Source organism: Phreatobacter sp. GW821-FHT04C01 (assembly GCF_059420385.1).
On the sequence record NZ_JBWKTP010000002.1, the window covers coordinates 727,150 to 739,248 of the forward strand.

The following is a 12,099-nucleotide window of genomic DNA, read 5'->3' on the forward strand; positions in this document are numbered from 1 at the left end:
AGAAAGGGGGCCTGCGCATGGGAGCCACACCCCGCAGTAGCCCGGGCGCCGGCTTTCGGCGCGATGGGGACCGGCGTCAGCCTCGGGCCGCGATCTGGGCGAAGACGAGGATCGCGCCGACGCCGATGCCGATGCCGATGAGAAACACCACGAAAGCCCCGAGGCCGCTGAAGCGCACGCCCTGGCGTGCTTCGCTCGCCGGCGGCGCCTGCGGTGTCGGCTCAGGCTGGGGCGCGGGCGGCGGCGCGGCGGACGCAAGGGCCTGGACCGGTGTCTGGTCCGGCTGCTTCGTCGCCAGCTGTCCGGCGATCGGTTCCGCCGGCACGGCGGTCGTCAGCGCTGGCGGCATCTCGGCGCGTGGCATGGCTGCCGCCGCGCCTGCTTCCCCGCCCGTCATGCCGCTCGCCGCCCGCGGCGCGCCGAGCATGCGCTCGCGCTCGATCAGGCGCTGCGCCACATAAGCGGTGATGCTGTCGGCGACGGTATCGGCATTATCGCTTTCGAGGATGATGGAGCGGCCGAGCCGGCTGTCCTGGAGGAAACGAAAGGTGCGCTTGTCGCGCGCCATTTCGACAAAGGAGATCATGTCGATCCACAGGCGCGGCGGATCGCCCGGGATCAGGCCGGTGTCGAACAGGTCGATATGATCGGGCACCTGGGCGAAGACCGGCTTGAGCTTGTCGCCGAGGATTTCCAGGCGCGCGAGCTCGGCGTCGCGCAAGGCGACGATCACGCCGGTCCGCTCGGCCTCCTGGATGCGCAGCCGGCGCATCGCGTCCTTCAGCGATCTCTCGTAGAGCGCGCCGGCGGCGGCGCCTGCCTGCTTCTCGTCCATGACCTGTCCTCGGGCGGCACCGATCCGCGGACCGGATCGCCGCACCCCCTCCATATTTAATCACGCAGCGGCGTCTTCCCAAGCGCCGTTCGCGCTCCGTCCACGATTGCGTGCCGGTCTGGCCGGGCGTTCCGGCCGTGCTGGTCCATGGCCTGTGCTGTGTCGGCTACTGTCTGTGATGCATCGGCCACAGGTCCACAGAAAGCGGTATGATTCGACCGTTTGCGCTGACCCAGCGGCAGCCCGGCGCTTGCGGGGGTCACCGGCGCGTGGCAACGATTGCCGAGATGAATTCATACAACCTTGCAAAGGCAGCGGTCCGATCGGACCGGTGGATGCAAGGCGAAAACGGTCAAAAAGGGGGGCATCATGAAAAAATATGCTTTGGCGGCGGCGCTTGCGGCTGTTGCTACCGGCGCTCAGGCTGCCGATCTCGGTGTCCAGAGGATCGCCGTTCCCTCGGCCATTGTCTCGACCGGCCATGACTGGACCGGCTTCTATGCCGGTCTGCACGCCGGCTACGGCTGGGGTACGACCAAGGTCGACCAGTCGCTTCTGGGCGGCTTTCCGGGCGTGGGCATTCCCGACATCCGGTCGCAGGGCGCGCTGATCGGCGGCCAGTTCGGCTGGAACTATCAGATCGGCCAGTTCGTGCTCGGCCTGGAAGCAACGCTCGCCTGGGCGTCGCTGTCCGGCTCGATCACCGACGGAACCGGTACGCTGGCGATCAGGTCCCGGACCAACTGGATCGCGACCATGGGGCCGAGGCTGGGCTTCGCCTTCGACCGCGCCCTGATCTATGCCAAGGCCGGCTTGGCCACCGCCGGTCTCGAGACGCGGGTATCCCTCGGCGGCGGCGGCCCGGGCGGCGGCGACATCTCCGGTTCGCATGTGCGCGGCGGCTGGTTCGTCGGTGCCGGCGTCGAATATGCGCTGAGCCCGAACTGGAGCGTCAAGCTCGAGTATAACTACATCGACCTCGGCGGCGGCTTCGGGATGCTGGCCATTCCGGGCGTGCCCGCCGCCATCGGCATTGGATCGAGCCGCACCATCCATACCGTTACCGCCGGCTTCAACTATCTGTTCCCGGTAAGCCGCCAGGCTGCCATCCGGTCGGCGTCGGCCGCCGAGGGCGGCTTCGACTGGACCGGTTTCTATCTCGGCGTTCATGCCGGTTATGGCCGGGGCTCGACGAATTTCGATCCGGCGCTCGCCGGTCTCGGTGGCGGTCTCGGCGGCTTTTCCATCAACCACACGGAGAGCGGCGTCCTGCTCGGTGGCCAGTTCGGTTGGAACTACCAGATCAATCGCTTCGTGCTGGGTCTTGAAACGACCGCATCGTGGGCGGGCCTGTCGGGCTCGGCAGCGGTGCCGGGCGCACCGGGCGGACCGGCGATCGGCGCGTTCCGAAGCCAGGTGAACTGGTTGGCGACCATGGGGCCGAGGGTCGGCTTCACCTTTGACCGCGCCCTGATCTACGGCAAGGGCGGTATTGCCTTCGCCGGGTTGAACACCAGCGCGGATGCCATCGGCGGTGGCGGCGGCCTCGGCATCGGCTCGTCGGCGCGTAGCGCGCGGGTCGGCTGGTTCCTGGGCGCCGGTGCGGAATATGCCTTCGCGCCGAACTGGTCCGCCAAGGTCGAATATAACTACCACAACTTCTCGTCCGGCTACTGGACGGCATCGTTTGGCCCGATCGCGTTCGGGCTGCGCGCCAAGCAGGATGTCCACACCGTCTCGCTCGGTGTGAACTACCTGTTCACCTCCGGTCCCTCGGCCGTGGTCGCCCGCTACTGAGCGGATCTCACCCGCCATCCATCCGACGGGCCGCCCATGGGCGGCCCGTTGTGATTCCGGGGGTATCGAGGGCGGCCGTTTCGCGGCGGTGCCGGCCGATCTGCCTTCGATGAAGGGCGCTGAAGCCATGCCGAGGCGGCGCAGCGGCGAGCCTGCCGCTTTCCAACTGTGGCTGTGGCGTCACAACCGGGCTCAAAACCACATCGATTCGCCTGTTCTTGTGGCTTCTGCGCCTGTCGCCGATTGATCGGTCGGTGGTGCCATGCCACCGTCCACGTCAACGCCTTCATTTGTCTTGAGGCTCTTCCTGCCACGGGCATTCGAAGCGTCATTGTCAAGCAGGGGCGCGGCCCCGGGTCCAGGTGACGGCCGACCATCAAGCGTCGTCAGGCATTGATAACGGGAAGGCGTCATGAAGAAGCTCATCATCGCAGCCGCGGCCCTTGCAGGTCTTGCCTCCGGCGCCCAGGCCGCCGATCTGGGCGTCCAGCGCGTCGCGGTTCCGGCCGCGATCCTGGCGCCGGTGTTCAACTGGACCGGCTTCTATGTCGGTCTCAATGCCGGTGTCGGCATCGCCAACACCAATCTGGGCACCGTTTCGGGTGGTGCCTTGCCCGGCAGCGGCACCGGTTTCGTCGGCGGCGCCCAGGTCGGCTATAACTACCAGATCAACAATTTCGTCCTCGGCGTCGAAGGCGATTTCGGCTATTTCGGGGTTCGCCGCAGCTTCAATACGGGCCTCGGCGTCGGTCTCTTCTCGGCCTATTGGAAAACCAGCTGGGACGCCTCGGTCCGGGCGCGTGCCGGTGTCGCCATCGACCGCCTGCTGCTCTATGTCACGGGTGGCGTTGCCTTCGCCGACTTCGGGGCCGGCACCAGCTTTGGCGGTGTGGCCCTGCTCGTCAATTCCACCAGCCAGACCCGCGTCGGCTGGACCATCGGTGGCGGTGCCGAATATGCCTTCACGCCGAATTGGACGGTGCGCGGCGAATATCTCTATTCGAACTACGGCAACAAAGACATTTTTGGCCCGGGTTCGAGCGTTCGCCTGGAGACCCACAAGTTCCGCCTCGGCGTGAACTATCTGTTCTCGACCGGCCCGGGCGCCATCGTCGCGCGCTACTGATCCCGGTCGTTTCACACTGGAGATATGCACAGGCCGCCTTCGGGCGGCCTGTTTGCGTTTCACGGGGATGCGGCGAAGCCGCCGATCTGGCGAAGCGCCTCACCGGCGACCATCGCCACCGACACCGCGACATTGAGCGAACGCAGGCCGGCCCGCATCGGGATGACGATGCGGCCGTCGGCCGCCATGTGCACCGCGTCGGGAACGCCGGATGATTCGCGGCCGGCGAGCAGGATGTCATCGGCCTGATAGGCAAAGCCGGCATAGGGGAGGGCGGCCTTGGTGGTCATCAGGATCAGCCGGCGGTTTTCGCGCCGTCTGGTCGCTTCGAAGGCTGCGAAATCATCGTGCCGGCGCCAGTCGACATGGTCGAGATAATCCATGCCGGCCCGGCGGAACGCCCGGTCGGAAACCGGAAAGCCCGAGGGTTCGACAATGTCGATGCCGAGGCCGAGACAGGCGGCAAGCCGCATGATGGTGCCGGCGTTCTGGGCGATGTCGGGCTGATAGAGCGCGATGCGGATCATGGCGATGCAGATGGCCGTCGCGGCGGCAGCCCGTCAAGCCGGCCGAAACCCGGAAACCACGGCGATATTCCCATCCGACGAAGGTGCCATGCGTTCCATGGACACGTTCTAAACGGTGCACTGGACATCCCGTGGCAACGATGCGAATAAGCCAACGCCGACAAAGGTTCCCGCGCGGATTCCTGGCTCTTGGTTTCGAGGGCTCGGGTTTCGAGGCCTTGCCGGCGCGAGTGGACCGCCCTGGGCGACCCCGCGCCAGGCGCACTGCCATCGCAGCGGGTGCTTTCCAAGGGGCTTTTGGGCTCTCCGGCGCGATCGAGGTCCGCGACGGACCCAGGACGAAAGGACGATGACAGTGGCAAGTGTTGATCACGCCGCAGAGGGCAACCGCCGCGACTTCCTGTTTCTTGCGACCGGTGCCGCGGCCGCGGTGGGAGCCGCCGCGACTGTGTGGCCGTTCATCAGCCAGCTTGCTCCCGATGCCGGAACGATCGCGGCCGGCGCGCCGGTCGAACTCGACCTGGCATCGATCGCCGCCGGCGCGCAGATCAAGGTTCTGTGGCGCGGCCGGCCCTATTTCGTGCGCAACCGGACCGAGGCCGAAATCAAGGCCGCCCGCGATGTCGACATCAAGACGCTGCGCGATCCCGAGACCGATCAGCATCGCGTCAAGAGCGGCCACGAGAAGTGGCTGATCGTCTCGGCCAATTGCACCCATCTCGGCTGCGTTCCGCTCGGCAATCAGGGCGAGTTCGGCGGCTGGCTCTGCCCGTGCCACGGCTCGGATTTCGACACGTCGGGCCGCATCCGCAAGGGCCCCGCGCCGACCAACCTGCCCGTGCCGCAATATACCTTTGTGTCGGATACCCGCATCCGCATCACCGGCGCCGCCGCGACCGCCTGACGATCCAATAGAGGTTGAAGACCATGCAGGGTCATTCGCAATACGTTCCCACATCGGGCTTCGGGAAATGGATCGACGCGCGCCTTCCGCTGCCGCGGCTCGTCTATGACTCGTTCATCGCCTATCCGGTGCCGAAGAATCTGAACTATTTCTGGACCTTCGGCGGCATCCTCTCGATCATGCTGGTGGCCCAGATCCTCACCGGCGTCGTGCTGGCGATGCATTACACCGCTCATGTCGACATGGCGTTCAACTCGGTTGAGCACATCATGCGCGACGTGAACTACGGCTGGATGCTGCGCTACCTGCATGCGACCGGCGCCTCGATGTTCTTCATCGCGGTCTATATCCACATGTATCGGGGGCTTTATTACGGCTCCTACAAGGCGCCGCGCGAGGTCCTGTGGATTCTCGGCGTCATCATCTACCTGCTGATGATGGCGACCGCCTTCATGGGCTACGTCCTGCCCTGGGGCCAGATGTCGATGTGGGGCGCGGTGGTCATCACCAACCTGTTCTCCGCCATTCCGCTGGTCGGCCCGACGGTGGTCGAGTTCCTGTGGGGCGGCTACGCGGTCGACAATCCGACCCTGAACCGCTTCTTCTCGCTGCACTACCTGCTGCCCTTCATGATCGCCGGCGTCGTCGTGCTGCACGTCTGGGCGCTGCATGTGACGGGCCAGAACAACCCGACCGGCGTCGAGGTGAAGGACGTCAAGAAGGACACCGTGGCCTTCACGCCCTATGCGACCATCAAGGACGCCTTCGGCATGGCCGTGTTCTTCATCATGTTCATGTTCTTCACCTTCTTCCAGCCGAACTATCTCGGCCACGCGGTGAACTACGTGCCGGCCGATCCGCTGGTGACGCCGGCCCATATCGTTCCGGAATGGTATTTCCTGCCGTTCTACGCGATCCTTCGCGCCATCACCTTCGACGTCAACCTGGTGATCGTCACCATCCCGTCCAAGCTCGCCGGCGTGCTGACCATGTTCGCGGCGATCGCGGTCCTGGCCTTCCTGCCCTGGCTCGACACCTCGAAGGTCAAGTCGACGGCCTATCGCCCGCTGCACAAGCAGTTCTTCTGGGCCTTCGTCATCGTCTGCATCATGCTCGGCTGGCTCGGCTCGAAGCCGCCGGAGGGCATTTTCCCGATGCTGTCGCTGATGTTCACCGGGCTCTATTTCGCCTATTTCCTGGTGGCACTGCCGCTTCTCGGCCTGTTCGAGACGCCGAAGCCGCTGCCGGCCTCGATCGCCGACTCGGTGCTCGGCAAGGCCAAGGCCGGCGCCCCGGTGACGGTCGGCGCCAATGCCGCGCCCCAGGTCAAGGGCTGAGCGGACGCTGAGAGAGAACAAGGATCGATGACGATGAAATTCACCTCTCTGCGTCTTGCCGCGGCAGCCGGCCTGATCGGGCTCAGCCTCGGCCTGGCCGCACCGGCCTCGGCCGCCGAGCAGCTCAACCCGCCGCGCGCCACCTGGTCGTTCTCCGGGCCGTTCGGCATGTTCGACCGTGCCCAGCTGCAGCGCGGCTTCCAGGTCTACAAGGAAGTCTGCTCGGCCTGCCACGCGATCAACCAGATCTCGTTCCGCAACCTGGCGCAGCCGGGCGGACCGGAATTCCCGGTCGACCAGGCGACCCAGATTGCCATCGACTGGCAGCAGAAGGTCCGTGAGATCGGTGACGACGGCCAGCCGGCCGAGCGCACGCCGCGGCTCGCCGACCGGATTCCCGGCCCCTTCGCCAACGTCAAGGCGGCGGAAGCCGCCCATAACGGCAAGGCTCCGCCGGACCTGTCGCTGATGGCCAAGGCGCGCTCCTACGAGCGTGGTTTCCCCTGGTTCCTGGTCGACATCTTCACGCTGTACCAGGAGCACGGCGTCGACTACGTGAAGGCCTTCCTGACCGGCTACGAGACCGGCCACGACGTGCCCGCCGGGTCGAACTACAACAAATATTTCCCGGGCAACGCGGTGGCCATGCCGAACATCCTGCAGGATGGCATGGTGACCTATTCGGACGGCTCGCCGGCAACCGCCCAGCAATATGCCGCCGACGTCACGGCCTTCCTGATGTGGACGGCTGAGCCGCATCTCGAGCAGCGCAAGCGCATCGGCGTTCAGGTCCTGCTGTTCCTGGTGATCTTCTCGATCCTGCTCTACTTCACCAAGAAGCGGGTCTGGTCGCGGGTCGAAGGCCACGCCTGATCGCCCGCCGGTCGGGCGCAATCGAAACCAAAGCTTGACGAAGGGCCGCCCACGCGGCCCTTTTTCACATCCGGCACGGGAGGCGACATGACCAAGGCGGTGCTCGGCATCATCGGCGGCTCCGGGATCTACGACCTGCCGGGGCTGGAGGCGATCGAGGAGATCAAGGTCGCCTCGCCCTGGGGCGAGCCGTCAGACCTCGTCCGCCGCGGGCGCATCGGCACGACCGATATCGTCTTCCTGCCACGCCACGGCCGGGGGCATGCCTTGAGCCCCTCCGACATCAACTACCGCGCCAATATCGACGTGCTGAAGCGAATGGGGGTGACCGACCTGGTCTCGCTGTCGGCGGTCGGCTCGTTCAAGGGCGACATGCCGCCGGGCACCTTCGTGCTGGCCGACCAGTTCGTCGACCGCACCTTCAAGCGGGAGCCGAGCTTCTTCGGCGCGGGCTGCGTCGCGCATGTGGCCTTTTCCCACCCGGTCGCGCCGCTGCTGCAGAAGCGCGTGGCGGCGGCGGCCGAAGCCGAGGCGATCGACCATGCGGTCGGCGGCACCGCGGTCTGCATGGAAGGGCCGGCCTTCTCGACGCTCGCCGAAAGCCTGTTCCACAAGGCGCAGGGCTGGGACCTGATCGGCATGACCTCGATGCCCGAGGCCAAGCTCGCGCGCGAGGCCGAGATTTCCTATTGCTTCGTCGGCATGGTCACCGATTTCGATGCCTGGCACGAAGAGGTCGGGCCGGTCGACGTGGCGCAGGTGGTCCACCACCTCCACGCCAATGCGGACAAGGGCCGGCGTCTGGTCGCGCGGCTGGCGCGCGACTTCCCGCGGGAACACGAGGCCTGTCCCATCGGGTCCGACCGGGCGCTGGAGTTCGCCGTCATCACGGCGCGGGAGCATCGGGATCCGGCTTTGCTCGCCAAGCTGGACGCGGTCGCCGGGCGGGTGCTTTAGCGCGCCGCGCTGGCCGCGGTCATGACCGGTGGTCGCCGGCCGGATCGGCCACCGCCATGCGGGCCGCATCCAGCGGCGTCGTGCCGTAGCGGCGCTTGAACATGCGATTGAAGGTCGGCTGATCGACGAAGCCGCTGCGGCGCGCGATCTCGCCGGCGCGCAGGTTGCGATGCTCGGGCGAGGTGAGCATGGCATGGGCGCGCTCGATCCGGGCGGCCCAGATGGCGGCGGCGACGCTGTCGTCGCGCGCGGCGAAGAGCCGGTAGAGTGTCGCCCGCGAGCAGCCGATGGCGGTCGCCACGGCCAGGGGGCTCAATTCGGGGTCATGGCAATCGCGGCGGATGGCGAGCAGGGCCGCCTGGTAGAAGCCGGCCGGGAAACGCTCCTCGTCCCGACGAGAACCGAGTTCCGCCTGCAGGGCCGCGAGCGCCATCTCGACGGCCGAGGACAGGGCCAGCGTGCGCTGCGCGGGTGAAAGCCGCTGCATCTCCTGCGACATGAGTCGCATGTGAGAGCGCAGCAGCGCGGTTATCCCGCGGCGCGGAAGCCGCCGTCCGGCAAGCGCGGGAAGATCCGCGCCGAGCAGTGCCGAAAGCCGCTGGCGCGAGCAGATCAGGCTGACGTCATGGTGCCGGGGACGCAGGATCTCCATCGGCTGGGCATAGTCCATGACATAGACGTCGCCGCCCCGCAGCCGATGCTCGCCGCGGTGGATCAGGCCGGCCGGCCGCTGCGAGGCGAGCAGGCTGATGCTGATGTCGTCGCAGCCGTCGCGGCGCAGGCGCTGGACATCGCGCCGGGCAGTGACGGCGTCGGAGACATGCTCGACGAAATCGGCATCGGGTCCGGCGACATGCACCAGTCGGGCCTGAAACCGCCGCTGCTCCACCGCCGGACCCAGGGCCTCGATCCGCCGCAAGACCGCCTCGCGCCAATAGGCGAGGCCCCGGCCGGCCTCCACCGCATCGGTCGTGCGGAGCTCCAGGCGGCCCAGGGGGGCGAGGCTGCGGCGGCCGATGTCGAGCGGAGACGCTCGATCAACAATCTCGTGTCGCGGCTGAGACACCAAACCTACCACCTCTCCGGCCGGCTGTTTTACCAAGACGGCCGCGGCGGCTCGTCCCGTCGCCGAACGATCGAACCTGGACCACGCATGCAGTGCACTTCGCAGACCGGCTCGACGTCGCGCTCGCACGGTACAGCGCCGCCCGAACAGGGACAATGCGACATGAGCGAGCGCGCCTTCGGCGGCGCGAGCGCAATGGTGACCAAGGTCACGCTCGATGCCGGTGCCGGGCCGGGTTTCGCCGACTGGCAATCGGCCCTGGTGCGCGCCGCGTCGGCGATGCCGGGCTTCGCAAGCCTGGAGCTGATGGCGACCTTCGCCGGCTCGGCCGAATGGCAGATCATTCAGCGGTTCGGCTCGTCCTCCGCGCTCGATGCGTGGCGAAAATCGCCGATGCGCGCCGCGTTGTTCGTCACGCTTCGCGACCTGTGCGCGCCCGGCGCCCCGCCGCCTGCCGACGAGGCCACGCCCGATCTTCATGCGGCGTCATTCGTGACCGAGATCATCACGACCGTCGTGGAGCCGGGCAAGGAGGCGGCATTCTGGGCCTGGGCCGAGACGATGCAGGCACAGCAGGCGCGTTTCCCCGGCTATATGGGCACGCTGGTGCAGGCCCCGGTTTCGGAGAAGCTGCCCTACTGGACGGCGCTGGTCAGGTTCTCGACGGCCGGACAGCTCGACGCCTGGCTGGCCTCGGCCGAGCGGCAGGCGCTGCTGGCGAGCGCCGACCCGTCAATGTCGACCTGGAAGAGCCGGCGTATGGACAATGCCTTTGCCGGCTGGTTTCCCGAGACCAGCGATCGCGCCTCGCCGCCGGCTTGGAAGCAGACGGCTCTCGTGCTGCTCGTGCTGTTCCCGGTGGTGATGCTGGAGATCAGGTTCCTCAGCCCGCATCTCGTCGGGCTGAACGGACCGGTCGCCACCTTCATCGGCAATGCCATCAGCGTCAGCCTGGTGTCCTGGCCTTTGATGGCGATCGCCATCCGCTGCCTGAACTGGTGGCTGCGGCCCCCGCCCGCGCGCCGCTGGCGCGTCGAACTGCTTGGAGCCGCCACTGTGCTCGGGCTCTACGCGCTCGAGATCCTCGCCTTCACGCTGGTGTCGTGAGCGGGGCCACATTCAACCGTCGCGACCAAGGACCCATCCCGAGCGACGCAGGACGAAGAGGAGACAGACGATGACTGACGACGATATCAGGTTCATGAAGCGGGCGATCGAACTGTCGGAGAAGACGTCGCTCATCGACAGCGCCGGAGGCGTCTTCGGCAGCGTCATCGTCCGCGACGGCGAAATCCTCGGCGAGGGCGCCAATCGGGTGGTCGCCGAGAACGATCCGACCTGGCACGGCGAGATGGAGGCGATCCGCAAGGCCTGCAAGAAGACCGGCAGCTTCAAGCTGCGCGGCGCCACGCTCTACACCAGCGCCGAGCCTTGCCCGATGTGCATGGCGGCGGTCTATTGGGCCGGCATCGAGCGGGTCTATTACGGCGCGACCAATGCGGATGCGCTGGAATATGGCGATTTCGACGACAGCATGATCTATGGCGAACTGAAGAAGCCGGTATCGCAGCGCTCGATCAAGTGCACCCAGATCATGCAGGAGGAAGCGGTCGAGGTGTGGAAGAAGTACAAGAACAAGGCGGACCGCGTGCCGTATTGAACGGGGGCCGCGGGCGGCGGGAGGCCGATCCCGCCGCGCGCCGTCTCAGGCGAGAGCCGCGCGAAGCGCCTTGGCGGCTTCCTTCAGCGCGATATCGGCGTCGTCGATGTCGCCCTGCATGAGCAGGAAGGCATGCACCTGGCCCGGCCAGCGCTTCAGCGTGACGGCGACGCCCGCCTTGGCCAGCGCCGCCGCATAGGCTTCGGCCTCGTCGCGCAGAACGTCATATTCGGCGGTGAAGATGGTGGCCGACGGGATGTTGCCGAGATCGGTCTGGCGCAGCGGCGAGGCGCGTGGGTCGCGCGCCACGGCCGGGTCGGGCAGATATTGGCGCCAGGCCCAGCGCATCATGTCCCGGCTGAGGAAAGGGTCGCCGGCATTGGCCTCGTAGGAGGGCGTGTCGAAGGCGCAGTCGAGCACGGGATAGAACAACAATTGGTGGCGCACCGGCGGGCCGCCGCGGCGCGTCTCCTGCGCCAGTACCGCTGCGATATTGCCGCCGGCGCTGTCGCCGGCGACCGCGATGCGGGTGGCGTCGCCACCCATCGCGCCGGCGTGATCATGGACCCAGCGCAGAGCCGCGTGGGCATCCTCGATCGCCGCCGGGAACGGCGCCTCCGGAGCCAGGCTATAATCGACCGAGACGATCAGCGTTTCGCCGTCACGGGCCAGCGTCCGGCATAACCCATCGGTCAGGTCGGGGCTGCCGAGGACGAAGGCGCTGCCATGGAAATAGAGGGTGATGGGGAAGGGCCCGGCGCCCTCCGGCGTGTAGAGCCGCACCGCCATGGGACCGCGGCTGCCCGGGATCATCCGGTCCTCCACCTTGGGCAGGACGACCGGCGGAGCCGAGGGCGAGGGCGGGACGAAACGGGCTCGCAGCTGCGCGCCGGTGATCGTGGCGTAGTCGATCGGCGCGGCGGCACCGGCGGCATCGATGACGGCTTGTACCTGGGGATGGAGCGGCATGACTGATCCAAGCGTTGCTGAGGCGGGGATGTGATCGGACGACCGGGG

The 12,099-nt window shown here is 67.1% G+C and carries 12 protein-coding genes; 8 read left to right on the forward strand and 4 right to left on the reverse strand.

Annotation, left to right across the window (positions count from 1 at the left end; all coding sequences use genetic code 11):
* Nucleotides 1-76: 76 nt before the first annotated feature.
* Nucleotides 77-835, reverse strand: a complete 759-nt coding sequence (locus tag AC07WJ_RS10505; protein ID WP_494934509.1) for a hypothetical protein — start codon at nt 833-835, stop codon at nt 77-79.
* Nucleotides 836-1,204: 369 nt separating this feature from the next.
* Between AC07WJ_RS10505 and AC07WJ_RS10510 the strand changes: the two genes are divergently transcribed.
* Nucleotides 1,205-2,632: an outer membrane protein gene (locus tag AC07WJ_RS10510; RefSeq protein WP_494934510.1), complete on the forward strand. Its 1,428-nt coding sequence runs from the start codon at nt 1,205-1,207 to the stop codon at nt 2,630-2,632.
* Between the two features lie 412 nt (nt 2,633-3,044).
* Complete coding sequence (locus AC07WJ_RS10515) at nt 3,045-3,758, forward strand: outer membrane protein (RefSeq protein ID WP_494934511.1); 714 nt, start codon at nt 3,045-3,047, stop codon at nt 3,756-3,758.
* A gap of 59 nt (nt 3,759-3,817) precedes the next feature.
* Here the strand turns inward: AC07WJ_RS10515 and AC07WJ_RS10520 are convergent, their stop codons facing one another.
* The gene (locus AC07WJ_RS10520; RefSeq protein ID WP_494934512.1) at nt 3,818-4,285 is read right to left on the reverse strand and encodes a tRNA (cytidine(34)-2'-O)-methyltransferase; all 468 of its coding nucleotides are present in this window, start codon (nt 4,283-4,285) and stop codon (nt 3,818-3,820) included.
* 349 nt (nt 4,286-4,634) lie between these two features.
* Here AC07WJ_RS10520 and petA point away from each other — a divergent pair, with 349 nt between their 5' ends.
* The 4 genes from petA to AC07WJ_RS10540 all read left to right on the forward strand — a co-directional run bounded on the left by petA (nt 4,635) and on the right by AC07WJ_RS10540 (nt 8,356).
* Complete coding sequence (petA, locus tag AC07WJ_RS10525) at nt 4,635-5,189, forward strand: ubiquinol-cytochrome c reductase iron-sulfur subunit (protein WP_494934513.1); 555 nt, start codon at nt 4,635-4,637, stop codon at nt 5,187-5,189.
* A gap of 23 nt (nt 5,190-5,212) precedes the next feature.
* Nucleotides 5,213-6,526, forward strand: a complete 1,314-nt coding sequence (locus tag AC07WJ_RS10530) for a cytochrome b (RefSeq protein WP_494934514.1) — start codon at nt 5,213-5,215, stop codon at nt 6,524-6,526.
* 33 nt (nt 6,527-6,559) lie between these two features.
* A complete protein-coding gene (locus tag AC07WJ_RS10535) occupies nt 6,560-7,399 on the forward strand; it encodes a cytochrome c1 (RefSeq protein ID WP_494934515.1) in 840 nt (279 codons plus the stop codon).
* An 87-nt stretch (nt 7,400-7,486) separates the two neighbouring features.
* On the forward strand, nt 7,487-8,356 hold the full coding sequence (locus tag AC07WJ_RS10540; protein WP_494934516.1) for an S-methyl-5'-thioadenosine phosphorylase: 870 nt from the start codon (nt 7,487-7,489) through the stop codon (nt 8,354-8,356).
* A gap of 19 nt (nt 8,357-8,375) precedes the next feature.
* On the opposite strand, the gene AC07WJ_RS10545 is transcribed toward AC07WJ_RS10540, so the two are convergent.
* On the reverse strand, nt 8,376-9,422 hold the full coding sequence (locus AC07WJ_RS10545; RefSeq protein WP_494934517.1) for a helix-turn-helix domain-containing protein: 1,047 nt from the start codon (nt 9,420-9,422) through the stop codon (nt 8,376-8,378).
* A 162-nt stretch (nt 9,423-9,584) separates the two neighbouring features.
* On the opposite strand from AC07WJ_RS10545, the gene AC07WJ_RS10550 reads away from it, so the two are divergent.
* A complete protein-coding gene (locus tag AC07WJ_RS10550; RefSeq protein ID WP_494934518.1) occupies nt 9,585-10,529 on the forward strand; it encodes an antibiotic biosynthesis monooxygenase in 945 nt (314 codons plus the stop codon).
* 70 nt (nt 10,530-10,599) lie between these two features.
* Entirely contained in the window at nt 10,600-11,082 is a 483-nt protein-coding gene (locus tag AC07WJ_RS10555; protein ID WP_494934519.1) for a nucleoside deaminase, read from the forward strand.
* Nucleotides 11,083-11,127: 45 nt separating this feature from the next.
* On the opposite strand, the gene AC07WJ_RS10560 is transcribed toward AC07WJ_RS10555, so the two are convergent.
* On the reverse strand, nt 11,128-12,051 hold the full coding sequence (locus tag AC07WJ_RS10560; RefSeq protein WP_494934520.1) for an alpha/beta hydrolase: 924 nt from the start codon (nt 12,049-12,051) through the stop codon (nt 11,128-11,130).
* Nucleotides 12,052-12,099 lie beyond the last annotated feature (48 nt).

Coding starts and splice junctions, on each gene's coding strand:
- AC07WJ_RS10505 (WP_494934509.1), bottom strand. CDS start 835: ATGGACGAGAAGCAGGCAGGCGCCGCCGCCGGCGCGCTCTACGAGAGA.
- AC07WJ_RS10510 (WP_494934510.1), top strand. CDS start 1,205: ATGAAAAAATATGCTTTGGCGGCGGCGCTTGCGGCTGTTGCTACCGGC.
- AC07WJ_RS10515 (WP_494934511.1), top strand. CDS start 3,045: ATGAAGAAGCTCATCATCGCAGCCGCGGCCCTTGCAGGTCTTGCCTCC.
- AC07WJ_RS10520 (WP_494934512.1), bottom strand. CDS start 4,285: ATGATCCGCATCGCGCTCTATCAGCCCGACATCGCCCAGAACGCCGGC.
- petA (WP_494934513.1), top strand. CDS start 4,635: ATGACAGTGGCAAGTGTTGATCACGCCGCAGAGGGCAACCGCCGCGAC.
- AC07WJ_RS10530 (WP_494934514.1), top strand. CDS start 5,213: ATGCAGGGTCATTCGCAATACGTTCCCACATCGGGCTTCGGGAAATGG.
- AC07WJ_RS10535 (WP_494934515.1), top strand. CDS start 6,560: ATGAAATTCACCTCTCTGCGTCTTGCCGCGGCAGCCGGCCTGATCGGG.
- AC07WJ_RS10540 (WP_494934516.1), top strand. CDS start 7,487: ATGACCAAGGCGGTGCTCGGCATCATCGGCGGCTCCGGGATCTACGAC.
- AC07WJ_RS10550 (WP_494934518.1), top strand. CDS start 9,585: ATGAGCGAGCGCGCCTTCGGCGGCGCGAGCGCAATGGTGACCAAGGTC.
- AC07WJ_RS10555 (WP_494934519.1), top strand. CDS start 10,600: ATGACTGACGACGATATCAGGTTCATGAAGCGGGCGATCGAACTGTCG.
- AC07WJ_RS10560 (WP_494934520.1), bottom strand. CDS start 12,051: ATGCCGCTCCATCCCCAGGTACAAGCCGTCATCGATGCCGCCGGTGCC.